Raw genomic sequence first — 25,678 nt, 5'->3', positions numbered from 1 at the left:
CTCAACTCTCATCCTGAACACCGGGTAGCGAACCCGCCTCTCCTAGCACGTCACGCTGGGAGCCAAATGCATGACGCAGCCCAGCAACGGCGAGGAAACTCAGGCCCAGCGCACATACCCCATTCCATTGCCATCTGGACCATGCTGCGGTTGAGAGTGCTGATCCGGTAGCACCTCCGAGGAAAAAGACAATCATATAAATGGTGTTGATCCGGCTGCGAGCGCCCTCTACCAGGCCGAAGATTCGCGTTTGGTTTGCAATCTGCAAAGCCTGTTGTCCGAGGTCGAGAATGATGACGCCCAGAATCAAGCCTGCCATGTGATAGCCCGCAATCCAAAGGATGCAGTATCCGAAGCCCAAACCGGCAAGCGCAAAAGCAATCACCCACCGTGGACCTTTGCGATCGGACATGCGTCCGGCAACAGAGGCAATCAAAGCCCCAGAAGCTCCGAGCACCCCAAAGCTGCCCGCAACGCCAGCGCCAAGCTTGTAGTGTGGCGTGGCCAGTAGAAATGCCAAGTTGGTCCAGAAGGACGAAAAAGCTGCGAACGCCAGAAATCCGACGATGGATGCTTCGCGTAAGGTCGGCTGTTCCTTCACCAGCTTCCAAAGTGAAATTACGGCTTCTCTATACTCAACAGGCTTCAATGCTGGTAGCAGTGGCAATCGCCAGCGCAGAAGAGGCACAAAGAGTGCTGTGATTCCGGCAGCAACGAGGAACACCGCGCGCCATCCCAGGACCTCGGCCACAATGCCGCTTGCAGCGCGGCTCAACAGAATTCCAAGCAGCAGGCCTGTCATCACTGTTCCGATAGCGCGTCCACTGTCACCGGGATCGGCTAACTCAGGAGCAATCGGCACGAGGACGTGCGTCACAGAGGCGGTCATGCCGATAATCACGCTGGCGACAACCAGCATTGCTAGAGAAGGCGCTAGTGCCGCGCCAAACATGGCGAGAGTTACAGCCGCAAATAGCTTTACCATCAGCCCGCGGCGTTCCATCACATCGCCCATCGGGACGAAGATAAGGATTCCCGCGGCATAGCCGATTTGAGTGGCGACCGCTACTGCCCCGACCTGGCCGGAGGTAGCGTGGAACGTGTGGCTCATTTCGTGGAGCAACGGTTGGTTGTAGTAAATAGTAGCTACACTCGCGCCACTTGCCATGCCTAGGAAGGGAAGCACGCCACGGTGCGGATGTGAGTGTACGGGATCGCTTTGAGAAAGTTGCGTCACACCCTAGTTTATCAAGTGTTCAGCGAACCAGCGCAGGACGCATCTCTGGGAGAGAATCTCAAATGCGTTTCGAAACCTTAGTAGAGCAAGTATTTCGCACGGATCGTCTTGAACTTCTCGATGACATCGATCCAGTTCATCCACACACGTCGGGGATCCTGTCCGGCAAGGATTGACTTTGTTGTGGAATCATTCAACATCAATCGGTCAAGCTTAGTCGTTTCAAACTGCGTCGGATAGAGGGTATGCAATGCTGACGCAATCTCGATCCCGAGTTGAGGCGCATCGAGAGCATTCCTGTCCGTTACAACTATGCTCACGCCGCCGCATTTCTTTTGCGCATACGCATCCGCCGTCGGTGTGAATGTGATGGGAACAAACCGAACTCCACTGATGTCTCTCCGGTTGAGGTAGGCGGCAAGCTCCTGTGGACGAATCCATGGCGCACCGACTACCTCGAATGGCACATCGGTACCGCGTCCAACTGACACGTTAGTAGCTTCGACGATCCCGACGCCGGGATATAGTGCGGCCTCAGTTAGGCTGCGCATGTTAGGCGAGGGATTTATCCACAGTATTCCTGTTGAATCGAGCCAGTCGCCGCGTTGCCAGCCTTCCATGGAAACAACAGTGAGTCGCGCGTGAATGTTCTTCTCGTTGTTGTAATAGCGCGCTAACTCTCCGGTTGTCATCCCGTGACGCACCGGAATCTGCGCATAGTTGGTGAAGCTCTTCCGCCCGGGATCACTGATCGGCCCTTGCACGTACACACCCGTTATCGGATTTGGGCGATCAAGGACGAATAGCGGTTTTCCCGCCTTCGCCGAAGCTTCCAGAAAGTACCCGAGTGTCGTCTCGTAGGTGTAGAACCGGACTCCGATGTCCTGAATGTCATAGACCACTGCATCTACCGAACTGAGAATTCTGAGCGAAGGCCGCCTCTTTGCATCAGTGTCTCCGTAAACGCTGTACACAGGCACTCCGGTCGCAACATCTCGTGTGTCGGAAATCGCTGTGGTGTCGACCGCGCCAGCAATCCCGTGTTCGGGGCTGAAGATCGCCGTGAGTTGAATGCCAGCGGCATGACTGAGTACGTCGATGGTTCGATTGCTGTGATTATCCGAGCCTGTATGGTTCGTGATTAGCGCAATGCGTGTTTTGGGGCGTCCCGGGACGCGAAGTTCAGCGAAGTTGTGCTTCTCAAGCACATCGATCCCCGTCAGGACAGAGCCGTTGCGAGCCGGCAAAAGACGGGCGGATGACAATGCCTCGTTGTAGCCGGTGATCTTTGACACTCGAAGCCTCTCGTTTTCAGAAGGCGTCAGGTTCAGGCTCTGGGCTACCGCAGATGCGACGCGAGAACGAAGCGAGACCATTCCGGAATTGTTTCCGTGCGGGTGTACGGCGTTCGCCAAGATGATCACATAACTGTTCGTTGCTGGATCAATCCATAGTGACGTCCCCGTGAATCCGGTGTGACCAAACGATCCGACTGGAAGGAATTCGCCTCGGCTGCTTGAGTACGGCGAGTCGATGTCCCAGCCAAGTCCGCGCAGGACAGAAGCCGTTGGTGGCTGTTGGGCTGTGGACATCTTCTCTACGCTGAGTTGCGAGAGAACGTGAAAGCCCATCAGCATGTCTTGGGCGTACAGCGATAGATCATCGGCTGTCGAGAAAACCCCGGCGTGTCCCGCAATCCCACCCATCCGGCGGGCAGTGGGATCGTGTACGAGGCCGCGAATGATCTGGTGGTGATCATCGTATTCAGTAGGAGCTATGCGTGAGCGCCACGAGTCGGGTGGAAGAAATCTCGTGTCGCGCATCCCAAGGGGTGCGAATATGTTCTTCTCCGCGAACTCATCAAGCCTCATGCCGGAGACCTTTTCGACGAGAAACCCCAAGCTCTCAAAGTTGATGTCGCTATACAGGAAACGAGAGCCCGGCGAAAATATCGGCTGTGTATCCATGGCCATCTGATAAGCCGCTTCGCGCCCCTGCCACGCGGCTTTCAGGTCAAGGTCTTCGCGCAAACCGGAGAAGTGCGTAAGTAGTTGTCGGACGGTGATGTTCTCTTTTCCGTTCTTAGCGAACTCAGGCAGGTAGACCGCAACTGGATCGTTGAGTCGAATGCGTCCTTCCTGTTCGAGTTTCATGACCGAGGTGGCGGTCGCAACGCACTTGGTAAGAGAAGCGATGTCGAAGATCGTGTCTACGGTCATACGCTCGCGGACGGGTTCAAGCGAGCGCATGCCAAACGCCTTGCGATAGACCACCTGGCCGTTATGTCCTACCAGCACGACCCCACCGGGAATCGTGCCATGCGCTACGGCTGATGTCATGATCTGGTCGATGCTTGTGAAGTCTTGGGACCCTGAGTTGGTCTGAGCTGTTGCGGATTGTGCCATGGACACAGTTGCGAACGCGGCGACAATCGTGACGATGAGGAACGATCCAGGGAATCTCTGACGAAGCTTCACCCAACTCTCCTGACCGGGGTCCAGAGTCGGCACTCTGGCCCAAGAAGAAGCATGCTGCCCAAAGCTATTTTAGGTGCTATGGTTTCCAGTATGCGGAATACATTATGGATTTGCCTCGTTCTCCTCGCCTCAGTATCAATTGCCCTTGGAGCAGTGCCGAAGACGTCGGAAAGCGCAAACGATGATGTAGCCACGGCGGCAGCAGAGGCCGATATCTCGGGCGTGCGCTGGGCTGATAGAACGCTTCGCAAGATGTCGCTAGAGGAAAAGGTCGGGCAGCTATTCATGGTGTGGGCCAAGGTCGATTTCATGAACTTCGGCGGGCCAGACTATGCAAGGCTGCGAGATCAGATGAAGGCATACCATCTTGGCGCTTTTGGAATCACGTCGCCGATGGACGGCGGTTTGTTGCTGAAGGGAAGTCCGTATGACGCGGCTGCGCTTACAAATCAGCTTCAGCGCGACAGTGATCTTCCCCTGTTGTTCGCCGCTGATTTCGAACGCGGACTGCCGATGCGTTTCCATGGAGGCACCATCTTTCCGCATGCCATGGCGTTCGGCGCCACAGGCAACACACAGTATGCCTACCAGTTCGGAAGGATATCCGCCGCCGAGGCGAGAGCGATCGGGGTGCACTGGAATTTCTATCCCGATGCTGATGTGAACTCAAATCCTAATAACCCGATCATCAATGCCCGTGCCTTCGGAGAAGATCCAAAACAAGTAAGTGCCATGGTGGCCGCATTCATCAATGGAGTCCACGACGCGCATGGTATGGCGACGGCGAAGCACTTTCCGGGACACGGCGATACGGATACCGACTCGCATTTGTCCGTCTCTCGCATAAATGCATCTCGCGAGAGAATCGAGCAGGTCGAACTGCCACCGTTTCGTGCGGCGATCGCTGCCGGGGTTGATTCTGTCATGGTGGGGCACCTGGCAGTGCCCGCACTCGATCCAGACCCGACGCGAGTTGGGACGATCTCGTACGCCATCAGTTCACGACTGCTGAAGAATGAACTCGGGTTCAAAGGGATCGTGATTACCGACGCTATGGACATGAACGGCGTTACACGCATGTTCGGCGGCAACACCCCCGAGAGCGCAGGCCGTGCCGCGGTTCAGGCGATCAAGGCGGGGACGGATTACATCTTGATTCCCGGCGACCTCGATGGCGCATATAACGGAGTTCTTCAGGCAGTGAAGCGCGGCGAGATCCCCCAAAGCCGTATCGATGAATCTGTGCGCAAGATTCTTCTGGCTAAAGCTGCGTTGGGGCTGCACAAGAATCGCTTTGTTGATTTGAACGCCGTGAGCACAGAGGTAAGCCGGCCCGAAAACCTGTCTGTGGCTCAGAAGATTGCCGACGAAGCTGTTACGGTAGTGCGTCAAGCTTCGCATGACAATCAGCACCCCTCCCGCAATGTGCTGCCCATCCCACGGGCCATCGGCGCGCTGAACTCGCAATTTGCATATCATCCCGGAGTTGCGGCAGGGAATCGATTGCTGCTGATGATCCTCACCGACGATGCTCGCAGCGAAAACGGGCGCACGCTCGTTCGCGAGGTACGCGCCCGAGTGCCTGACGTGCGCGTGATTTATGTGGATGATGTGCTCGCCCCGGTTCTTGCACCGCATGTGCTGGAGGCAGCCGTGAATGCAGAGCGCGTCATAGCTGCTGTGTACGTCACGCCATCTGCGGGCCGCACTGCTGCAGGCGACAGTGGCTCACCAGCTTTGGCACAGAGTTCCTCTTCGATCCTGTCCAATGTGATCAAGGCAGCGTCGGAAAAGACCGTTGTTGTTGCGATGGGAAGTCCGTACCTAATTGCGCAATATCCAGCAATCCAGAATTATGTTTGCACGTATTCGAATGTGCCGGTATCCGAGGTGAGTGCTGCAAAGTTCCTGTTTGGTGAAATGCCTGCGAGAGGGCATCTGCCTGTCAACATTCCGGGCGTCATCAATGGAACTGCGGCGGCCGTTGTGCACTGATCGTCAACACTCAATCGTATTCAGCGCCAAGCCGCCGAGCGATGTTTCCTTGTAGCGAGTTTGCATGTCGAGCCCGGTGCGATACATGGTCTCAATCACCTGATCGAGCGATACCTTGTGTGCGCCATCTTCGTTCATCGCCATGCGGCAGGCGCTGATTGCCTTTACGGCCCCCATTGCGTTTCGCTCAATGCAGGGGATTTGCACCAATCCGCCGATCGGATCGCAAGTCATGCCGAGGTTGTGCTCCATTCCAATTTCGGCAGCGTACTCAATTTGTCGATTGTTGCCGCCCAGAGCAGCGACAAGTCCGCCCGCTGCCATCGAGCACGCCACTCCGACCTCGCCCTGGCAGCCGACTTCAGCTCCAGAAATTGAAGCATTCTCTTTGTACAAGATTCCGATTGTTCCGGCGGTCAGCAGGTATCGAAGGATGCCCTCCGATGAAGCGTCGGGCACAGACTCCAAATAGTACTTTCCGACGGCAGGAATGATCCCGGCCGCACCGTTCGTCGGAGCGGTTACCACCCGACCTCCGGCGGCGTTCTCTTCGTTTACCGCCATGGCGTAGGCGGTTACGCGATCCAGCGCAACCAGCGGATCGGGGCTTGCAGAGCTTTCCAATTTCTTGTGCAGGATCGGTGCGCGCCTTCTTACCTTTAGGCCGCCCGGAAGGATGCCTTCAGTACGGAGGCCGCGCTGGATGCAACTATCCATCACACTCCAAATATGGGCCACTCCAGTTCGAACGTCCTGCTCAGAGCGCCAAGCCTGCTCGTTCGAGAGAGCTACCTCCCACAAAGCCATGGAGTGGCTCTGGGCAATGCTCAACAGTTCAGCGGCACTTGAGTACTGGTAGCGAACCACCGTGTGCCGCCGCTCCGTCGCGGTGTCGCGCTCGGTACGGATGAAGCCTCCGCCAATCGAGTAGTAAATCCGCTGACAGAGAAGATGTCCTTTGGTGTCCAAGGCCGAGAAACGCATACCGTTGGGGTGTTCGGGGAGCGAATCCTGCTTGTGAAAGACTAAATCTCGCTCCACGTTGAACGTGATCGTATGAGACTTATCCAGCGCCAATGCTCTGGTATCGCATAGCTGGAGGATTCTTGATTCTATGGTGTCCGGATCGACAGTCTCAGGTGATTCACCAAGTAGGCCCAACAACACGGCCCGATCAGTCGCGTGTCCTTTGCCGGTAAGTGCGAGCGATCCGAATAGCTCAATACAAACACGACATACCGCATCTAGCTTATTGTCTGTTCGAAGCTCAGAGATGAAGGATCGGGCGGCACGCATGGGGCCGACTGTGTGCGAACTGGAAGGGCCAATTCCTATCTTGAAGATTTCGAAAATGCTTGTTCTCACGGATAGGCTCAATGATACTCCGCGCCGCAGTTGCCGGGGTAAGCACGTGGGCGCGGAGGGAACAGAAAAGGCTACTCTTGTTGACCAAATACGCTGGTGTCGTCCGGTTCAGCGGTGAGCCCGGTTTTCTCAAGAATGAAGAAGAATAGGCTAAGAAGCATGCCAACGATCGTGGCCAACACCATACCTCGCAGTTGCGTCTGCCCGATCTTGAAGGACACTCCGGAGATGCCGACTACAAGGATGATTGCCGAAAGCAGCAGGTTCTTGCTACGCGAGTAATCCACGTTTGCCTCGATCAGCATTCGCAGGCCCGATGCAGCGATCACGCCGAAGAGCATCATGCTCACGCCACCAATCACCGGTGTGGGAATCGTACGGATAGCTCCGCTTACTTTGCCGAAGAAGGCGATCATGATCGAGATGACGCCGGCGCCGCCGATGACCCAAACTGAGTACACGCGGGTCAGCGCCATTACACCCATGTTCTCGCCATAGGTTGTCGTTGGGCACGATCCGGTGAAACCCGAAAGCATTGTCGAGAGCCCATCTCCGAGCAGGGAATTGTGTAGGCCAGGAACCTTCAGCAGGTCGCGTCCGACGATGTTGCTGGTCACAAATAGGTGTCCAATATGCTCCGAGATCACCACTAGTGCCGCTGGCATAATGACGAGAATGGAGGGCCAGTCAAACAGCGGCCTTACGAGATGAGGAATTGCGAACAACGATGCGCCGTGGAGAGGCGAGAAATCGACCGTGCCGGGGACGAAGATGTTGACGACCGCAGCCATCGCATAACCGGCAATCACGCCAATCAGCACGGGAATCGCAGCAAAGAATCCGCGGAACACTAGCGATCCGATGACCACGACGGAGAGCGTGAATAGCGAAATCAGCGTTGCCGTCCCGCTAACCGCCGAGCCTTTGTGGAAGGCCATGTCTGTAGCTACCGGAGCCAGTTCGAGGCCTATAAGCGCCACGATTGGCCCCATCGCCGCTGGAGGAAGGACGACTTCAAGCCACTTGCGACCCGCGAAGCGGATAATCAGCGACACCAGGGCAAAGATGAGGCCGGCAGCGATATATCCACCGGTTGCGTGCTGGAAGCCGATACCTGGCGCTTTTGCCATGGTGATGCACGTGATGGTTGGTGCGATGAACGCGAAGCTTGAACCGAGAAATGCGGGTGCTTTTCCGCGGCATACGAACGTGTAGATGAGAGTTCCAATCCCGTTCATCATCAGCACAAGCGCCGGATCGATCACCGTTGTTCCTGCTGCCTGATTGAACAGAATGGGTACCAGAATAGAAGCCCCGAACATCGCAAATAGATGTTGCAGGCTCAAGGGAATCCCCTTGAGCAGAGGCACTTTTTGGTCGACCTGAATGGTCTCTCGCGTGTCTGCGGGATCGAGCTTGGGAGTCTCCGCCGATTGCCGCATAGTAGGTTCCGTTTCAGTGTCCAACATAGACTCCTTCATTTCACCACCTTTGTGTGAAGACATGGGCGGCCGCATGGTGCCGAGATATGCCTCAGAAGAAAAGGATGGAACTACTCACAATCGCGGCTGATCTGGGCAAGGATGTAGGTGCAGGGCAATTATCCCGCAACGCAGGTAAATACCTGCTCGCAGACATCTTCAAGTGTTGCCAAATTCTAGCATCTACCCGAGATGTTGCCATCGTCATCATCTGTTTCAAGCAGGACTCTAGCCCTGTGCACGGCTACCTCGCTGTGTACCTTAGTCCCCTGAGTTGTGCTTAGGAGCAATTAGCAGATTCTGTTGGGAAAATTCTTATAGGTGATGATACTCTGATTCTGCTACTCTCCGGTCATAACTCAAGTCAAGTTAAGAATTGCATGGCGGTCAGAAAACTGACTGCAGAGTACTGTCAGTTGTTCAGATAGGTGCGTGGACAACTATGGCCCACTGTCATCGGGTTATACGGTCCGATGCCTTTGCCCCGGTCTCCCGGGTTTGTTTGAGGTCTCAATGTTTAAGCAATTATTGGCGGCTGCTGTCTTACTTTGCGCTACATTCAGCACTCAACTCGCTCATGCGCAGTTTCAGGACAATCAGATCCGTTGGTGGTATAGCAATTCCTTCCGCGAACCTGGGACCAATAATGGGGAGAATATTTCGAAGAACATCTTCTCCTTCACCCACGCTGACGCGGGAAACAAACTGGGGAACAACTTCCTCAACGTTGACATGCTCAAGTCCAACCACACTGACCCGATTTCGAGCACCGACACAAAGGAAGGTGCGGTTGAGGTCTACGTCGTGTATCGCCACGATGTGAGCTTGAACAGTGCAATGAAAACGGAGAAATTCGCGTTTGGTCCGGTGAAGGACGTTCTGGTTACCGCTGGCACCGATCTCAATACAAAGAACAACCAATTTGCATCCGCCAAGCGCATGTTGGTTCTGGGTCCCACATTCGCGCTAAAAGTCCCGAAGGGCTTCTGGAATATTTCTTTGCTCTGGGACAAGGAGTGGAACAACAACGGAATCGTTTCTAAGGGCGTGACCTTCAATAGCGCTGCGATGGTCGCAACGTCGTGGGGCATTCCATTCAACGTTGGCAAGGCTCCATTCTCGTTCGAAGGTTTCGCAGAGTTGAACAGTGCCAAGGGCAAGGATGGATTCGGGAATGGAACGAAACCTGAAACGCTACTTCACCCAAAAATGATGTATAACGTGGGTTCGCTTTTCAGTGAACGTCACAACTACTCCATCGGCGTGGGGTATGAGTACTGGCGAAACAAGTTTGGCAACGATCTTCATCTCCATCCATACAACGATGGCTCGCTTGCGAACGCTCCTTTCGTCGAGGTGGCGATTCACCTGTAGTTTAGCGTGGTGAATGAAGATGTTTGGCGGCTCAGTCGAGCCGCCAATTCTCTTTGTAGGGTCGCCGCAGAATCGCACAATGCTACAATCCTCGATCATGCTTCCAGAGGCGAAGCGTATTTCACCAACATGACACAGACCGTCCCATGCGCGGGTTCGCACGAAGGTGAGTTGTCAGCCATCATCCTGGCTGCTGGCTATTCGTCTCGCATGGGGCAACTCAAGCCGCTTCTTTCCATAGGACCGTGTACGGCACTAGAAGCGGTGATCAAGTTGTTTCACTCGGCTAATGTACGCGACGTCTCTGTCGTAATAGGTCACCGTGCTGAAGAACTTCGGCCCGTAGCAGAAATGGCAGGTGCGCGCTGCGTTCTCAATCAGAACTTCGATCGCGGGATGTTTACCTCAATCAAGGCCGGCGTTGCCGCAGTGTCCTCCGCGACACGAGCTTGTTTCATCCTTCCTGCAGACATTCCACTGGTAGAACCCAATACAGTTCGCATGTTGGGATCGCAGTTTATGCAGAGTGGGAAGCACGTTCTCTATCCAGTATGCGATGAACGTCGGGGACACCCTACCCTGATATCCCGCGATCTGTTTCCCGAGATACTCAATGCGCCTCCTGATTCACGGCTCTCCGCGTTACTGGCGGCAAATGAATCGTTATCAGAAGATGTGGTGGTGATCGATCAGGCAATCCACATGGATATGGACACGCCAGAAGACTATGCGAACATCTGCAAATTAGCTGCCGAGAAACTCAGTCCTCCCAAGGGATTTCGAACCTCTCACCACTAGAACGCTCCTCGCATTTGTTCTCGAATGCAGTGTTTCGGTGGTCTGTCGCAATCGCTTCTCCATGAATAATCAATGAAAAAATCAGAGAAGGCAGGTGCTCTGCTGCAGACGTCGGCTGGAGCGAACATATTTGCACGCAGGCCCGTAACTCTCGATGTGATAGACACCTGCAGTCCAAACTTCAAGCGCTGCTGAGATCGGTGTGAACACTAGAGGGTGTCAAAAGGCATTGGTTCTGAAACTCACAATGCCGCATTGGGCTGAGAACGTGAGTTGACTTTTCTTCGTCCGAAACGCTTTCATAATTACCTCGACAGCCGCGATTGAGAGACGCACGCGTGCAGCTTTCAATCGTTCCCTCCCATCGTCAAACGCAACGATCTTCAGGAGAATTTCTATGCCTACGTTCACCACTCAGGATGGCACACAGATCTATTACAAGGATTGGGGCTCCGGTCAGCCCGTAGTGTTCAGCCATGGATGGCCATTGACCTCAGATGCTTTCGAGGACCAGATGCTTTTCCTGGCTGAGAATGGATACCGCTGCATTGCACATGATCGTCGAGGACATGGCCGATCAAGCCAGCCTTGGAACGGCAACGATATGGACACCTATGCGGATGATCTCGCCGGTCTGACGCAACATCTCGACCTGAAAGACGCAATCCACGTTGGCCATTCCACCGGAGGTGGGGAAGTCGCGCGCTACATTGGACGACATGGGAGCAGTCGTGTTGCAATGGCGGTCCTCATCGGTGCGGTGCCTCCGGTGATGATGAAATCAAGTGCCAACCCCGGAGGCGCGCCGAAAGAGGCATTCGATCAGATCCGCTCTGCGGTGCTGAACGACCGCTCGCAATTCTTCAAGGACCTGAGTGGTCCGTTCTACGGCGCAAATCGTCCGGGCAGCAAAGTATCTCAGGGATTGCGAGATTCGTTCTGGCTGCAGGGTATGCAGGCTGGCTTCAAAGCCGTTTATGACTGCATCAAGGCATTTTCTGAAACCGACTTCACTGAGGACTTGAAGCGAATCGACGTACCCACGCTCATCATGCACGGCGACGATGACCAGATAGTTCCAATCAGTGACTCGGCGCTGCTTTCTGCCAAACTTGTGAAGGGGGCCACGCTGAAGGTTTATCCCGGACAACCGCATGGCATGTGCTCCACTTACAAGGACCAGATCAACAACGACCTGTTGTCGTTCCTCAAGCGCTCACAGCAAGTGGCTGCCTGACGTTCTATGCAGCTCCGAAGGCCAGCCCTAGCTGGCCTTCGAGTGCTCAGCTACAAGTGCTTTTGTAGGAACTGAACTGTCCGTTGTCCGGCATCGAGCAATTGAAAGCCTCCAAAGCCATGACCTGCGCCTGGATAAAGTTTGATTTCGTATGGAGTCTCTTTGGCTTCAAGCAGCTTTTGTAATTGTGTTGCTTCGCTGACAGGAACCACCGGGTCCAGATCTCCATGCAGGATCAGCACTGGAGGCATGCGATTGAATCCGTGCAGTTCCTGTGGAAGGCCTCCGAAGAATTCAACCACTGCCTTCACGCGAGGTTCTAACGAGGCAACGGACAGCGCCAAGTATCCACCCAGAGAAAAGCCGAGGAGTCCGATTCGGTTGGGATCAACGCTTTGCTGCTGCGATGCAAACGTAATCGCGTCTCCGATGGTTCGCATCCAGATCGGGAAGTTAGCTCGGGTGGTGCTGTGATCGGCCCAGATGGTACCTGTTCGCTCAAAGTAGTGCACGACAAATACAGAAAACCCCTGCGCGGCCATCAAGCGCGAGGGTTGCTCCGACCAGCCTTCACGGATTCCGCCAGAGCCATGCAACGCCAGAATCGCAGGATGCTTTTGCCCGCCAAGGGGCAGGAACTGTTCAACAGTGATGGAGTGACCTTCACTCTGAAAAATCGTTTTTGATGTTTGAGTATTGGTGCCGAGAAAATCCACCCTTCATAGATGCAAAGTAGGGGCAAAAGGAGCGGTGTTCGACTTTCGCAGTATTCAGGCGCGCTTGTATGGCACGAGTTCAAGGATTGCATGAAGGGCTCGCATCGGTTGCGAGCCCTCTAAACAAAAAGCGTTTACGTGCTAATCACCATCTCGATGACGCACCCCATGCTTCCGCCTCAATCGATGAACACTTGTCCGCCGCGGAGTCTCTTCCACCTCCTGAGCTGGTCTCCACCTCTTCTGAAGCTCGGAGCCCTCACCGTCCTCGGTTAATGCCAAATCGCGTCTTCCGACCACAGGCATCAGATAGCGATTGAGATCCGAATGCTTTACGCCAAATGCATGCTCAAGTCGGTCGGGCCTCAACAACTCGGCAACGTCGCCCGTAATCGCGGTTTCATTGGGTGTGAGCAGTAGTCCCGAGGAGAAGTGTTCGCGTGCGAGCCCCAGATCGTGCACGGCGGCAACCACCGTGATCCCAAGCTTCACCAGCTTTTCCAGCAGTGACATTAGCTCGATCTGACGCCCCAAGTCCAAATGTTGTGTCGGTTCGTCCAGCAGCATCAGTTCGGGTTGCTGTGCCAATCCAATTGCGACCTTTACCCGCTGACGCTCGCCGCCCGAGAGTTCGGCAAACACACGACCGCGCATCTTGCGAACGTCAGCCGCATCCATCGCACTCTCAATAGCCTCTACGTCTTCTGCGCAAAGTCCGCCGAAAAACCCTAAATGTGGAACCCTGCCTTGCGAGACGATCTCCTCAACCGTGAACGCAAATGGAACATCCAGTTCTTGCGGCACCAACGCAATGCGCTGCGAAAGCTGCTTCCTTTTCCATGAATCTAGCTCGCGACCATGGAGGACGATTTCGCCGTGACTTGGACGCAGCAGGGCAGAAGCGAGCCGCAGCAAAGTGGTCTTGCCTGCGCCGTTCGGACCCATAATCGCGGTCATCTCGTTCTGTTTTACTGCGAAGCTCAGGTCATCAAATATCGTTCGTGCCCCATGAGCAAAGCCAACGTTGCGGAATTCCAAGATGTTGGACATCATCGGCACTCTCTCCTTTGCCTGCGATTCAGCAGGTAGAGAAAAGCGGGCCCGCCGAGGAAGGCGGTCAGCATCCCCACCGGAATCTCGGACGGCGCGAACATAGTTCTTGCCATCGTGTCGGCGATGATGAGGAACACCGCGCCGCTGAGCGTTGCCGCTGGAAGTAAGCGGAAATTATCAGGGCCGATGATCAATCGAAGCACATGCGGTACGAGTAAGCCCACAAATCCAATCAGGCCCGCCATGGATACGGCCAGCGCTGTCAGTAATGAGCCAGCAAGCACGACCAGGATCTGCAGTCGCTCAACATGCACACCAAGTTGCGCGGCGTACTCCTCGGAAAGCGCCAGCGCATTCAGTTGACGCGAGAGAGGCAACGCAAGTGCGACCACCACAATTTCAATGACCGCCACGACGGTGACCTGCGCCCACGAGGGCACTGTCACCTCTCCGTGCAGCCATGCTGTCAGGACTCTTACTGCTGGATTACTGACCTCTTGCCGTAACTCAAGTGCGCCAGTAGCCGCATTAAGGATGGTTCCGATTGCAAATCCGGCGAGCAGCATATCCTCTACTGCGAAACGTCCGCCTGACTTGGCGAGTGCCCAAACGAGCGCCATCGCCAGCAAGGAGCCTACAAAGGCCAACGACTCTATCGCCCCCACTCCCCCGACTGACAGGGAAGGGACAAAGAATATCGCGACGGCCCCGCCGAGAGCGGCACCTCCGGAAGCACCCAGAACAAACGGGTCTGCCAACGGATTGCGAAATAGTCCTTGGAAGAGCACGCCCGTTGCGGCGAGCGCACCTCCGGCCAGCCCTGCTGCAAGCACTCGTGGCAAGCGAAGAGTGAAGAGAATGATTCCGGTGTCGCCCTCAAGGGAAGGATGCGCAAAGGCCCGCAACACTTCCATGAAGGGAATCCGGACCGGACCGATGCCCGAAGCGACCGTTATTGTTAGAAGTAGTCCCACCAGCAGCACGAGTAACATCACGGGTGTTCTTCTTCGCCATCGCGCCGCAACGGGGATTTTCACCGGGGCCTCGTGCGAGACGGTCTCGGATGATTGTGTGTTCACGCTACTCATCGCGCCACCGAGTGCAATTGACGTGCAAAATCCTCGAGAGAATCGAAAGCCACAGGACTCGGGTACTGCATCCGATCGTCAATGCGCAGCACTCGTCCAGCCCGAACCGCCTGTAGGGCGTTCCATCCTGCGTGCTGCCTCATTTGGTTCAGGTCAAAGGGAGAGTCCCTGAGCAGCAGCACATAGTCCGGCTGCTTCGGGATAATCGCTTCAATGTTCAGGTGGACCCACTCCTGCGATAGATCGCCAGTGACTGACCGCGCCCCCGCAGCGGCGAGCAATTCGGTGATAAACGCCCGCTTTCCGGCCGTAATGCAAGGATCGATAGAGATCACGAAGAATACGGATGGATGCTTCGCTTTGGCCGCTTCCATGCGTACTCGAGCCTCACGCGCACGCAACCGAGACACCAGCGATGCCGCATCGCGCTCGCGCCCTATGGCTTTGCCAATGCTGTCGATCGAGCGGTACAGCCCGTCAATTCCTGTTTCATTTACAAGGAAGACTGGAATTCCCAGGCGCTCCACCCCACGAATCGTCTCTGTGCTGTTGAGGGGGGCAACACCGATCACGAGGTCCGGATGCAGTGCGGCGATCCGCTCCAATGATGGTCGCAAGATGTCGCCAATGCTGGGCTTCTGGCGTGCTTCGGGAGGATAGATCGTGTAGTCAGTCACGCCTGCCACGTCCGATCCCGCTCCAATTGCATACACTGTGTCAGCCACACTGGGAGTGAGACAAATAATGCGGTGGACGCGATCAGGCAATCTTACTGCGCGACCAGTTTCATCATTGATTATGCGCATAGCCGCCGCTGGTAGGCTTAGCAGCGAAATGATCCCGGCAAATAAAACGGCGCGGGATACAAACAGACGCATTTTGACCCGGCTCAATGTGCGGGTCTTATTGCGAACAATAACCATACCTCGACCAAACGCGTTCTACGCGTCGGCGGGATTTGAAGGCAGCTTCCTACTGCAGATACACAAGTCAGATTAGGACGCACGTCGGCTCTCCCATCGAAGCCAAACTAGCCAAGATAAGCGTCTGGGCAGGTCTCCTGACTTACGCGTCTTTGGATTTCGAACAGCCTTCCCGGATTTTCGTCCAGTGGCATGTCGTTCGATCCTCGGCGCTTACAGTTGCGGGACAGTGGCGGATTCACACCGCCTTCCCTTAGCCAGACGGGAACGATATATACCCTATTTGAAGCCTAGTCAATGAATTTGCTTAACGCAACCCCCTCAGGCCAGAGAATCAGTCCAGAACGGGTGAACAGCCGTTATATCTTCCACTCCAAACTGCCTCCTAATAAGCTCGCTCCGATGAGAATGGTTGCCTGAGTAATATTGGCGGATGGTCCTGAACGGTCATGGACGTACTCGCTGAAATGCCGTTAGGAACTTGCACTTAGGGGTGATCGCCTCATTCTTTTCTGTTTTTTCTCCTGAGATGGACAGCTACACTGGTTTCTCTGCTTCAATTTGGGGGAAAACAATGAGGAAGTTCCTTGCCTTCATATTGCTGTTCATGCCTGTGTTGGGTTTTGCTGGGAACGGGAAGATCGCAGCTGACCTTAACAACAACAGTGGGGACCTTGTAGACGTAATCATTCAGTACAAACAAGTCCCCCAGAATCATCATCGGCGGAAGATCGCCAACCGTGGCGGACGAATCACCGGAGAGGCTCGTCTCGTCAAGGGTCTAGTCGCAAAGGTCCCTGCGCGCCGTCTGGCTGATTTCGCCAATGATGACGAAGTTAAATATGTCACCCCAAATCGTCGGGTTGTCGCCCACCTGGCAAACGCAGCTCCCGCCGTGAATGCCCAATTGGCATGGGATTTGGGGTTGGATGGGACTGGAATCGGTGTTGCCGTCATCGACAGCGGAATCTCCTCGGTACGGGATTTGAGTGATGCGCAAGGAAATTCGCGCGTCGTGTACCAGGCTGATTTCACCGGTACCGGCGCCAACGATGGCTTTGGCCATGGCACGCACGTTGCCGGAATCATTGGCGGGAATGGAGCGACTTCATCCTGCGATGGTTGCGGACCTATGGTCAAGGGAATCGCCCCGAATGCCAATCTCATCAGCCTGCGCGTGCTGGATCAGAATGGGCAGGGAACTGACAGCTCCGTTATTGCTGCGATTCAGGCCGCTATCGCTCTAAAAGACACCTACAATATCCGTGTTCTGAACCTTTCGCTTGGTCGTCCGGTGTTCGAAAGCTACCAAAATGATCCGCTTTGCCAGGCTGTAGAACAGGCATGGAAGGCTGGGATCGTCGTTATCGTGGCAGCCGGCAACGATGGTCGCAACATTCCTAGCGACGGTTATGGAACCATCAACGCTCCCGGAAATGACCCATACGTGTTGACCGTGGGTGCCATGAATACGGTCGGTACACCGGATCGTTCCGACGATACGATGACCACGTACAGTTCGAAGGGACCCAGCTATGGCGACGCTATCGTGAAGCCTGACCTGGTCGCCCCAGGCAATCGCATAGTCTCTCTGCTAGCTCCGAACAGCACCTTGGCGCAAGAGTATCCTCAGAACGTCGTCTCGCCCAACTATCTGACCCTGAGTGGCACCAGCATGGCAGCGGCAGTGGTTAGCGGCGGCGTGGCAGATATTCTGCAAAAGGATCCATCGCTTACGCCGGATCAGGTGAAGGCTCGCCTGATGAAGACCGCCTACAAGGCCCTCCCGGCCTACACGACCTTGACCGATGCTGGAGTGACCTACCAAATCCAGGATGACATCTTCACGGTTGGGGCAGGCTATCTGGATCTTGCAGCCGCGCTGGAGAATACTGATCTCGCAACGCTTCCTGCGATTTCGCCCGCAGCCACCTACGACGCCAGCACAGGAAATGTTTATCTGACCAAGGCTGATAACGCTCTTTGGGGCACGAATGCTCTGTGGGGTACGAACGCCATTTGGGGAAGCAGCGAGTTTGTCAGCGGGGAGAATGCGCTTTGGGGTACCAATGCTTTGTGGGGTACCAACGCTCTCTGGGGTACAAATGCACTGTGGGGTACCAATGCCAACGCTCTCTGGGGTACCAACGCAAATGCGCTCTGGGGTACCAACGCCAATGCACTGTGGGGCACCAATGCGAACGCACTTTGGGGCACTAATGCCAATGCGCTTTGGGGAACCAACGCACTGTGGGGCACCAACGCCCTATGGGGAACGAATGCATTGTGGGGCACGAACACGAACGCATTGTGGGGCACCAACACCAATGCGCTCTGGGGGACGAATACGAACGCCCTCTGGGGGACAAGTACGATGGTAGCGGGAGACTAATCACATGCAAGCGGGGCGATGATTGGATTGTCCCGCTTGCCCCTTTAGGTACTTACCCTTGATGGAACTCGTTTCTTCCCCTAAGCGTGCTCGGTCAATGTGAATCTCTGGAGATTTTGTCCATTTTCGGGTACAAAGGAACCACCAAGCAAATCTGAGCCGCCTGCATTCAACCTGCATGTAGTGCGTCAGAACTGGTAGTTAGTAGGAACAATGCCGGCAAGTGCAAGGGTTTACATCGCATTCACATCCCTACTCGGCATATTTCTGACTGTCACGTCGGTCCACCCCTGGCATTCAGCTAGCCCATTTCGTCTCGCGGTTTTCCTCGTCATTGCATTGTGCACTTCCGGGATGAAGGTGGTTGTGCCCGGAATGAACGGAACCATGTCCGTAGGATCGCTCTTGATCCTGATCGGCGTGCTGGAGTTTTCCGTTCCGGAGACATTCCTGGTGGGCTGTGCCGCCGTCTTTGTCCAGGCGGCATTCAAAATGAAGAATCCCGCGCTACCCGTGCGCGTGCTCTTTAATGTCTTCAGCGCGGTCGCGCCAGCAATCTGGATATGCGAATGGGTTTTTCATAACTCGGCTAAGCTGTTGCATCATCACGAGCCATTGATGGCTCTGTTCGCCGCTGCAGCCTACTTCCTTGCGAACACGTGCGCTGTTGCAGGAGTGATCAGGTGCGCCGAGGGCAAGCCATTCTTCAATACATGGCGCAACACGTTCTTCTGGTCGTTTCCGTATCACTTGGCCGGAGCGGCCCTCGTTCTGCTTGTGCACTACATGAGCCAGATTTTTGGATGGGAAATGTGGTTCATGGTTGCGCCTGTGATGTACGGTGTTTACCGTTCATACCGCGTTTACCTCGGGCGCTTCGAAGACGAGCGGCGACACGCTGAAGGTATGGAGTTGCTGCACCTGCGTACGATTGAAGCGCTCGCTCTCGCGATTGACGCAAAAGATCACACGACGCATGCTCATCTACAGAGGGTGAGGGTCTATGCGACAGGGATCGGGAAAGCGATGGGCCTCTCCAGCGCTGAGTTGGAGGCTTTGAAGACAGCCTCGATTCTGCACGACATTGGGAAGCTAGCTGTTCCAGAGCACATCATCAGCAAGCCGGGCCGTCTCACTCCGGAAGAGTTCGAGAAAATGAAGGTTCATCCAGTCGTGGGTGCGAAGATCCTCGAATGCGTTAAGTTTCCCTATGATGTAGTTCCCATTGTGCGTGGTCACCATGAAAAGTGGGACGGTACGGGATATCCAGACGGTCTTGTCGGAGAGGCCATCCCGGTCGGCGCGCGCATCCTCGCCGCGGTGGATTGTCTGGACGCTTTGGCGTCAGAACGGCAATATCGTCGTGCTCTGCCTTTAAGTGAGGCGATGAACTACATCGTCGCGCTGGCCGGGAAGGAATTCGATCCGAAGGTCGTTGAGCTACTCCAGAAGCACTACATCGATCTTGAACACCAGGCCAAAGAGGAGTCTGCTCACCTGCTTCAGGTGACTGCCGACGTGCTCGTCCACAACGTCGCTGAACCAGCGGCGGGGTTTGAGCGCGAGGCGCACTCGTCTTCTACTTCAAGCGATCAAGACTTCCTCATATCGATCGCTTCGGCGAGACAGGAAGCTCAGATGCTCTTCGAGTTGACCCACGAGCTGGGCAACTCTCTGAGTCTGGAAGACACGCTCTCCGTAGTATCCGGACGACTGCGCAAGTTAGTGCCTTATGACGGAATCGCAATTTGGATACGTGAAGAGGAATGCGTCATTCCGAGATACGTGAATGGAGAGGACTTCCGCGTCCTGTCCTCATTGCGTATTCCTCTTGGGGAAGGCATCTCGGGTTGGGTCACCGCAAACTCACAGCCGCTCATGAATGGAAATCCCATTCTCGAATCCAATTACATCGGTGGAAATGTTAAATATGCTGCTCTGAGGTCTGCCTTGTCTGTTCCGTTAGAGGGGCTGCGCGGCACCGTGGGCGCACTCACTCTTTATCGCAATGAGACAGATTCCTTCAACAAGGATCACATGCGGGTACTGCTCGCGGTTAGTCCCAAGCTGGGTCTGTGCATCGAGAATGCACTGACGTATCAGGAAGCCCAGACCTCCGCGACTATCGATTACCTCACGGGGCTTCCGAATGCTCGGTCGCTGTTCCTACAACTGGAGCAGGAGATTGCCCGTTGCAACCGCACAGGTGATTCGCTCGCCGTTCTGGTCTGCGATCTCGACCGGTTCAAAGAGATCAATGACCGCTTCGGACACTTGCAGGGAAACCGGGTTTTGCGTGCATTTGCTTCAGCGCTCAAACACAGCTTTCGCGAATACGACTGCGTTGCTCGCATGGGCGGGGACGAGTTTGTCATCATTGCTCCGGGCCTTGTACCCGACGCCGCAATGCAAAAAGCGCACATGATTAATCAACTCGCGACATCTATCGGCGTGGAGGAATGCAACGAGAGGATTCTCTCGGCCAGTGTTGGTACTACGTTCCTTGGGAAGGATGGGACGACTGCAGATCATCTTCTCGCCGAAGCAGATCGGCGAATGTACCTGATTAAGAACCTGAATCATGGCAATTCGAGTCCGGTGGCGGCACCCAAATCCGAGCACCGCGGATCTTCTGAGCAGGTCAATTAGGGCACGTCGTGGGAAAGAAACTTGCACGGCAACTTGTAAGAATATGCTTGCTCACCTTGCTCGGTGCTCTTGCCGCGGTAACCATGATTCGCGTCGCGCCCGGTTTCGATGTGGATCCTCAGCAACTGGATTCCCGGTACAGCCACGAAAGCATCGAAGTGTTGCGCGCAGAGCGAATGGCTGATTCGAACATCGCAAAATTCTACTTTCGCTTCCTGGCCAATGCGGTTCATGGTGACTTCGGAAGATCGCTAACATTCAACCGTCCTGTGAGCGAATTGGTTTCGGAGCGGATACCCGCGAGCGTGCGCTTGGTTGGCTTCGGATTATTGGCCGGATGGATGCTCGCATGTGCACTGGCGTTCAGCACCGTGCTCTCGAGGAACTCGCTGTATGACGCCGTCACCGGAACGTTCGCCAGCGCGTTTCTTTGTATACCGTCCGCCGTATTGGCATTCTGCTTCATCGTTTGGCATGCCCCAGCATGCGCTGCGGTGGCGTTGGCCGTGTTCCCGAGAATCTTTCGTTACGCGCGCAACGTGCTGGAACATAGCTACGATATGCCTCACGTGGTGACAGCGCGCGCTAAGGGGCTCTCTCCTAGTCGCATTTTCTTCTTTCACGTCCTTCCGGTGAGCGCAACGCCGTTGATATCGCTTGCTGGAGTATCCATAAACATGGGACTAAGCGCGGCGATTCCCATTGAAGCAATTTGCGGAATTCCCGGCATTGGGCAACTTGCGTGGCAAGCTGCGCTCGGACGCGATCTATCTCTTCTCGTGACACTCACAATGTTCGTTGCGCTTGTGACGCTGATCGCCAATGCCGCGTCGGATCTACTCAACGCCAAGGAACCGGAGAGCGCACGATGAGATACTTTCGTTGGTTGGCGCTAGGGCTGCTGTTGGCTGTCGCGATCCTCGCAGTCGGAGCGGGGCATGTTACTCCCGGTGGTTATGCGCATCAATTTCGTGACCTGCCGGACGCGCCGCCGTCCCATGCTCATTGGCTCGGCACAGATGAGCTTGGGCGAGATAGATTCGCGAGAGTTGCGTTCGGCTCACGTGTGTCTCTGACGCTTGCTCCTGCTGCAGCACTATTGTCGGTATTGCTTTCTGCACTGATCGGCGGAGTGGCGGGATATCTCGGTGGAATTGCCGAGAGTGTGGCAACTACAATCATTGACCTGTTCCTGTGCTTGCCGTGGATGTTCCTGTTGTTAACCGTGCGAGCACTTATGCCGCTCAATACATCGCCATTCATGTCCGTAACGGTGACATTTCTGTTGCTAGGCCTGATTGGGTGGGCTACATCTGCACGCGTGTTATGCGCGGGCGCCGCATCGTTGCGTCAGAGTGAATTTGTGTTGCAGGCGCATGCAAGCGGAGAGTCGCAATGGCGTATTGCATTAGTTCACGTCCTGCCAAACTTGAAGCCGATCATGATCGCGCAGTTTTGGATCAGCATTCCCGTATTCATCCTCGCGGAAGCCAATCTGGGCATATTAGGACTTGGCGTCGCGGAGCCATTGCCGTCCTGGGGCGGCCTTCTTAGCGAATTGCAGGACCTGACCGCGTTTTCAGCGCAGCCGTGGAAACTAGCACCACTCGTTGCACTTATTGTGGTGGTAGGAAGCTTTGAATTACTTTTGTCGAGAACCGAGGTGAGAGTGTGAAGTTTACGTGGAAAGTATGGACGGTTGCGCTTGTATTTTGTCTCTGTTCAACGAACTTGTTGGCGTCAGAACTTCGATTTTGTCTGCGCAGTGAACCTAAAACATTCAACCCGCTCCTAGTCGAGGATGATTCCTCGGAAACGATTCGGTATCTCACGGGAGGTGTGCTGGTGCGCATGAACCGGAGCACACAGGCACTCGAGCCTGAACTTGCGACCTCGTGGAAGATTGGTCCGAACTCACGGTCGATTACGTTCACCTTGCGCGAGAACCTATACTTCTCGGACGGGTCACCTTTTACGGCCGAGGACGTTGCGAGCACCGTCGAACACCTGATGGATCCTGCGCTGCACTCTCCGACAGGCGATTCCTTTCGCTCCGCAAACGGAAAGACTGTCACGAGGATTTTAGGTCGCAATCGAATCGAGATTACATTTCCAGCGCCTGTCGCGGGGTTGGATCGCCTTTTCGACCAGGTCGCAATCATGTCAGCTCGCTCACCTCGAAAAGAGATGGCTGTCCTTGGTCCTTACTACGTTGCCGACCACAAGTCCGGCTCCTATATCTTGCTGAAACGTAACCCGAACTACTGGAAGCACGACTCAAGCGGGCACCCACTGCCTTACATCGATACTGTGTGGTTGGATGTTCAGAGCAATCGCGATATCGAACTACTGCGTTTCCAGCGTGGCGAAATACAGCTGATTAATTCTCTGGACTCCGAGTACTACGACCGACTCTTGTCTTCGATTCCTGCTGCCGTGCACGATGCCGGGCCGTCGTTCGACACTGAGCAAATGTGGTTCAATCAGGTTCCAAATGCTCCACTGCCTGCGTATAAGATCGCATGGTTCCGATGCATCAATTTCCGGCGCGCGATATCTGAAGCCGTGAATCGAGCGGACATTGCGCGAGTAGTGTTCGGTAACCGTGCGCGTCCTGCCTTTGGTCCCGTTTCCCCCGCTGACAAAGTGTGGTTCAATCCGAAGCTGAAGCCGACTCGGTATGACACGAACGAATCGCTCAGTCTTTTGCATGCTGATGGATTTCACCTACAGAATGGCACATTGTTCGATCGAGAGAACCACGCTGTCGAGTTCTCGATCATCACCAACGCCGGAAACAAGTATCGCGAGCGAACGGCTGTGATGATTCAACAGGATCTCGCGCGAATTGGCATCAAGGTCCACGTAGTCACGCTCGACTTTCCGTCTCTGATTGACCGCATCACTCAAAAGTTCAACTATGAGGCGGCGATTCTGGGCATGCAAAATGTCGAGCCAGACCCGATGGCGCAGATGAATGTTTGGCTCAGTTCTGGCGACAATCATCAATGGAATCCGCGTCAAGCCTCACCTGCAACTCCTTGGGAGGCCGAGATCGATCGTCTGATGCGTGCTCAAGCTGTCGGCAGTTCGTTGCAGAAACGTAGAGCAAACTGGTATCGCGTGCAGGAAATCGTCGCCGAACAACTGCCATTCATATATCTGGTCAACAAGAATGCGCTCTCGGCAGTATCGCCGACGCTTCATAACGTGCATCCTGTCGCTTTACGTCCTCAAACGTTTTGGAACATCGATCAACTCTACATAGGGCCGCCCGCGAAATGAGCAACAGTCCAGCACCATTGCTGTCCATGAGATTGTCCGTTGACTATCCAGGGAAGCCCGGTACACTGCGCCAACTCGACCTCGAGATCCGGGAGCGAGAAGTTTTGGGCTTGGTTGGCGAGAGCGGATCGGGCAAGAGTACTGTGGCGCTCAGCATTATGCGTCTGCTGAGTCATAAGGGTGGGATCGCAGCTGGGGAAATCCGGTTCAGGGGCTTGGACCTGCTGCACATGAAGGAATCGGAGATGAGGCGCCTGCGCGGAAGTCAAATCGCGCTAGTCCAACAAAGCCCTATTGCGGCGCTGAACCCCGCAATGAGAATCGGCGCTCAACTCAAAGAAGCTTGGCTTGCGCATTCTGATGCCGATGGGGATCACTGCTCACAAGCAATCGCAGAGGCTCTGGCATGCGTAAAGCTTCCGGCAGACAAGCTATTTCTGAGTCGCTATCCTCGGCAGTTGAGCGTTGGCCAGGCACAACGAGTGCTGATTGCCATGTCTGTCCTTCATCGTCCGTCATTGCTTATTGCAGATGAACCCACGAGTGCTCTGGATATCATCACGCAGTCTGAGGTCTTGCAGAACTTCAAGGATCTGAATGTTCGGCAGGAAATGGCAATTCTGTACATTTCTCATGACCTTGTCTCAGTCGCAAATCTCTGCGACCGGATAGCACTGCTGCACGACGGAGTCATAGTTGAATGCGGCAGCACTGAGTCGATTTTCTCGCGACCCCAGCACCCCTATACACAGCAACTCGTGTCAGCTCTCCCGAAGATGCCATCTCAACTGGTTGGCAGGTGAGTTCTCCGCGCTCAAAGTGTGGGCGCAAGTCACTGGATTCTCGAACGTCACGCAGAGCATCGTAATGGACAGTTACGGAAAGGCTCGCAAGATGAGTGAATCACCAAGACAGGAACGGGTACCCGCGTTTTTATTTGACCTTGACGGTACTCTAGTCGACAGCGTTTACCAGCATGTGCTTGCTTGGCGCGAAGCACTCGAGCGAATGGGAACAGAACTTTCTGTCTGGCGAATCCATCGTCGCATTGGGATGAGCGGCGGACTTCTAGTGAATGCATTATTGCGTGAGACCGGCCGCTCTATTACTCCAGAGGACGAGCGAAACCTGCAACAGTGGCACGCCGAAGCATACGCGAATTTTGTTTCGCAGATTCGACCGTTGCCCGGTGCGGTCGAGCTTTTGGCTTGCCTTTCAGAGCAGAATGTTCCATTTGCCATTGCAACGAGCGGATTGATCGCAAGTGCCCGTCCTGTGTTGGATCTGCTTTCCCTTCGACCGGAGACGCCAATCATTACTCGTGATCAGGTACGACATGCAAAGCCTGATCCTGATCTGTTTCTTGCTGCTGCGGAGCGACTAGGCGTATCAATTCACGATTCTGTAGTGGTTGGGGATAGCGTCTGGGACTTGCTTGCGGCCCGTCGTGCCCGAGCTCTAGGTGTTGGCCTTGCATCCGGTGGTTATGGACAGGATGAACTTGAGCGAGCAGGCGCTTACAGGACCTATGACGATCCACTTGACCTTATGCACCATCTTGATGAGTTGGGTGTTCGGACACGCACAATGTCCCGCGAATAGGCGTGC

At 55.0% G+C, this 25,678-nt stretch carries 20 protein-coding genes and 1 riboswitch; of the genes, 12 read left to right on the top strand and 8 right to left on the bottom strand.

All coding sequences use genetic code 11. The annotated features are described in order from the left end of the window. Position 1: 1 nt before the first annotated feature. Both AC6IZD_RS09955 and AC6IZD_RS09950 read right to left on the bottom strand, forming a co-directional pair. Positions 2-1,237: an MFS transporter gene (locus tag AC6IZD_RS09955; protein ID WP_497787539.1), complete on the bottom strand. Its 1,236-nt coding sequence runs from the start codon at positions 1,235-1,237 to the stop codon at positions 2-4. A 77-nt stretch (positions 1,238-1,314) separates the two neighbouring features. Beyond that, the gene (locus AC6IZD_RS09950; RefSeq protein WP_497787538.1) at positions 1,315-3,714 is read right to left on the bottom strand and encodes an exo-beta-N-acetylmuramidase NamZ domain-containing protein; all 2,400 of its coding nucleotides are present in this window, start codon (positions 3,712-3,714) and stop codon (positions 1,315-1,317) included. A 153-nt stretch (positions 3,715-3,867) separates the two neighbouring features. Between AC6IZD_RS09950 and AC6IZD_RS09945 the strand changes: the two genes are divergently transcribed. After that, complete coding sequence (locus AC6IZD_RS09945) at positions 3,868-5,709, top strand: glycoside hydrolase family 3 protein (protein WP_497787537.1); 1,842 nt, start codon at positions 3,868-3,870, stop codon at positions 5,707-5,709. Between the two features lie 3 nt (positions 5,710-5,712). Here the strand turns inward: AC6IZD_RS09945 and AC6IZD_RS09940 are convergent, their stop codons facing one another. Then, positions 5,713-7,074 (bottom strand): L-serine ammonia-lyase, encoded by a 1,362-nt coding sequence (locus AC6IZD_RS09940; RefSeq protein WP_497787536.1) that lies wholly within the window; start codon positions 7,072-7,074, stop codon positions 5,713-5,715. Positions 7,075-7,145: 71 nt separating this feature from the next. Beyond that, positions 7,146-8,543 carry a uracil permease gene (gene uraA / locus AC6IZD_RS09935; RefSeq protein ID WP_497787535.1) on the bottom strand — a complete coding sequence of 466 codons (1,398 nt, stop codon included), beginning with the start codon at positions 8,541-8,543 and terminating at the stop codon, positions 7,146-7,148. Between the two features lie 77 nt (positions 8,544-8,620). Here uraA and AC6IZD_RS09930 point away from each other — a divergent pair, with 77 nt between their 5' ends. The 4 genes from AC6IZD_RS09930 (at position 8,621) to AC6IZD_RS09915 (ending at position 11,964) form a co-directional block, all read left to right on the top strand. Beyond that, a complete protein-coding gene (locus tag AC6IZD_RS09930; RefSeq protein WP_497787534.1) occupies positions 8,621-8,839 on the top strand; it encodes a hypothetical protein in 219 nt (72 codons plus the stop codon). 229 nt (positions 8,840-9,068) lie between these two features. Continuing rightward, positions 9,069-9,929: a hypothetical protein gene (locus AC6IZD_RS09925; protein ID WP_497787533.1), complete on the top strand. Its 861-nt coding sequence runs from the start codon at positions 9,069-9,071 to the stop codon at positions 9,927-9,929. A gap of 129 nt (positions 9,930-10,058) precedes the next feature. Continuing rightward, positions 10,059-10,727, top strand: a complete 669-nt coding sequence (locus AC6IZD_RS09920) for a nucleotidyltransferase family protein (protein ID WP_497787532.1) — start codon at positions 10,059-10,061, stop codon at positions 10,725-10,727. A 397-nt stretch (positions 10,728-11,124) separates the two neighbouring features. Beyond that, the gene (locus AC6IZD_RS09915; protein ID WP_497787531.1) at positions 11,125-11,964 is read left to right on the top strand and encodes an alpha/beta fold hydrolase; all 840 of its coding nucleotides are present in this window, start codon (positions 11,125-11,127) and stop codon (positions 11,962-11,964) included. Between the two features lie 50 nt (positions 11,965-12,014). On the opposite strand, the gene AC6IZD_RS09910 is transcribed toward AC6IZD_RS09915, so the two are convergent. The 4 genes from AC6IZD_RS09910 to AC6IZD_RS09895 form a co-directional block, all read right to left on the bottom strand. After that, entirely contained in the window at positions 12,015-12,680 is a 666-nt protein-coding gene (locus AC6IZD_RS09910) for a dienelactone hydrolase family protein (protein ID WP_497787530.1), read from the bottom strand. 141 nt (positions 12,681-12,821) lie between these two features. After that, positions 12,822-13,733, bottom strand: coding sequence for an ABC transporter ATP-binding protein (locus tag AC6IZD_RS09905; protein ID WP_497787529.1), 912 nt, complete (start codon positions 13,731-13,733; stop codon positions 12,822-12,824). After that, positions 13,730-14,725, bottom strand: coding sequence for a FecCD family ABC transporter permease (locus AC6IZD_RS09900; RefSeq protein ID WP_497787572.1), 996 nt, complete (start codon positions 14,723-14,725; stop codon positions 13,730-13,732). Before AC6IZD_RS09900 ends, AC6IZD_RS09905 begins: the two co-directional genes overlap by 4 nt. Positions 14,726-14,817: 92 nt before the next feature. After that, a complete protein-coding gene (locus AC6IZD_RS09895; protein WP_497787528.1) occupies positions 14,818-15,699 on the bottom strand; it encodes an ABC transporter substrate-binding protein in 882 nt (293 codons plus the stop codon). A 155-nt stretch (positions 15,700-15,854) separates the two neighbouring features. Further along, positions 15,855-16,020: riboswitch (cobalamin riboswitch) on the bottom strand. Between the two features lie 298 nt (positions 16,021-16,318). Here AC6IZD_RS09895 and AC6IZD_RS09890 point away from each other — a divergent pair. The 7 genes from AC6IZD_RS09890 to AC6IZD_RS09860 all read left to right on the top strand — a co-directional run bounded on the left by AC6IZD_RS09890 (position 16,319) and on the right by AC6IZD_RS09860 (position 25,672). Next, positions 16,319-18,136: a S8 family peptidase gene (locus tag AC6IZD_RS09890; RefSeq protein WP_497787527.1), complete on the top strand. Its 1,818-nt coding sequence runs from the start codon at positions 16,319-16,321 to the stop codon at positions 18,134-18,136. A 213-nt stretch (positions 18,137-18,349) separates the two neighbouring features. Further along, positions 18,350-20,785, top strand: a complete 2,436-nt coding sequence (locus tag AC6IZD_RS09885; RefSeq protein ID WP_497787526.1) for an HD domain-containing phosphohydrolase — start codon at positions 18,350-18,352, stop codon at positions 20,783-20,785. A gap of 47 nt (positions 20,786-20,832) precedes the next feature. Beyond that, complete coding sequence (locus tag AC6IZD_RS09880; protein WP_497787525.1) at positions 20,833-21,657, top strand: ABC transporter permease; 825 nt, start codon at positions 20,833-20,835, stop codon at positions 21,655-21,657. Next, positions 21,654-22,460: an ABC transporter permease gene (locus AC6IZD_RS09875; protein WP_497787524.1), complete on the top strand. Its 807-nt coding sequence runs from the start codon at positions 21,654-21,656 to the stop codon at positions 22,458-22,460. Before AC6IZD_RS09880 ends, AC6IZD_RS09875 begins: the two co-directional genes overlap by 4 nt. Before the next feature lie 176 nt (positions 22,461-22,636). Further along, complete coding sequence (locus AC6IZD_RS09870; protein ID WP_497787523.1) at positions 22,637-24,070, top strand: ABC transporter substrate-binding protein; 1,434 nt, start codon at positions 22,637-22,639, stop codon at positions 24,068-24,070. A gap of 26 nt (positions 24,071-24,096) precedes the next feature. After that, positions 24,097-24,873, top strand: a complete 777-nt coding sequence (locus AC6IZD_RS09865; protein ID WP_497787522.1) for an ABC transporter ATP-binding protein — start codon at positions 24,097-24,099, stop codon at positions 24,871-24,873. A 64-nt stretch (positions 24,874-24,937) separates the two neighbouring features. Continuing rightward, positions 24,938-25,672: an HAD family hydrolase gene (locus tag AC6IZD_RS09860; RefSeq protein ID WP_497787521.1), complete on the top strand. Its 735-nt coding sequence runs from the start codon at positions 24,938-24,940 to the stop codon at positions 25,670-25,672. Positions 25,673-25,678 lie beyond the last annotated feature (6 nt).

The sequence above is a fragment of the Koromonas humicola genome, assembly GCF_059726255.1.
This window is presented reverse-complemented; position numbering and strand designations above follow the sequence as displayed.

Bases quoted from the DNA above. Each gene is read 5' to 3' on its own strand.
- AC6IZD_RS09860 (WP_497787521.1), top strand. From the start codon at position 24,938: ATGGACAGTTACGGAAAGGCTCGCAAGATGAGTGAATCACCAAGACAG.
- AC6IZD_RS09870 (WP_497787523.1), top strand. From the start codon at position 22,637: ATGAACCGGAGCACACAGGCACTCGAGCCTGAACTTGCGACCTCGTGG.
- AC6IZD_RS09890 (WP_497787527.1), top strand. From the start codon at position 16,319: ATGAGGAAGTTCCTTGCCTTCATATTGCTGTTCATGCCTGTGTTGGGT.
- AC6IZD_RS09920 (WP_497787532.1), top strand. From the start codon at position 10,059: ATGACACAGACCGTCCCATGCGCGGGTTCGCACGAAGGTGAGTTGTCA.
- AC6IZD_RS09895 (WP_497787528.1), bottom strand. From the start codon at position 15,699: ATGCGTCTGTTTGTATCCCGCGCCGTTTTATTTGCCGGGATCATTTCG.
- AC6IZD_RS09885 (WP_497787526.1), top strand. From the start codon at position 18,350: ATGCCGGCAAGTGCAAGGGTTTACATCGCATTCACATCCCTACTCGGC.
- AC6IZD_RS09925 (WP_497787533.1), top strand. From the start codon at position 9,069: ATGTTTAAGCAATTATTGGCGGCTGCTGTCTTACTTTGCGCTACATTC.
- AC6IZD_RS09905 (WP_497787529.1), bottom strand. From the start codon at position 13,733: ATGATGTCCAACATCTTGGAATTCCGCAACGTTGGCTTTGCTCATGGG.
- AC6IZD_RS09865 (WP_497787522.1), top strand. From the start codon at position 24,097: ATGAGATTGTCCGTTGACTATCCAGGGAAGCCCGGTACACTGCGCCAA.
- AC6IZD_RS09915 (WP_497787531.1), top strand. From the start codon at position 11,125: ATGCCTACGTTCACCACTCAGGATGGCACACAGATCTATTACAAGGAT.
- AC6IZD_RS09875 (WP_497787524.1), top strand. From the start codon at position 21,654: ATGAGATACTTTCGTTGGTTGGCGCTAGGGCTGCTGTTGGCTGTCGCG.
- uraA (WP_497787535.1), bottom strand. From the start codon at position 8,543: ATGTTGGACACTGAAACGGAACCTACTATGCGGCAATCGGCGGAGACT.
- AC6IZD_RS09930 (WP_497787534.1), top strand. From the start codon at position 8,621: ATGGAACTACTCACAATCGCGGCTGATCTGGGCAAGGATGTAGGTGCA.
- AC6IZD_RS09900 (WP_497787572.1), bottom strand. From the start codon at position 14,725: ATGTTACTCGTGCTGCTGGTGGGACTACTTCTAACAATAACGGTCGCT.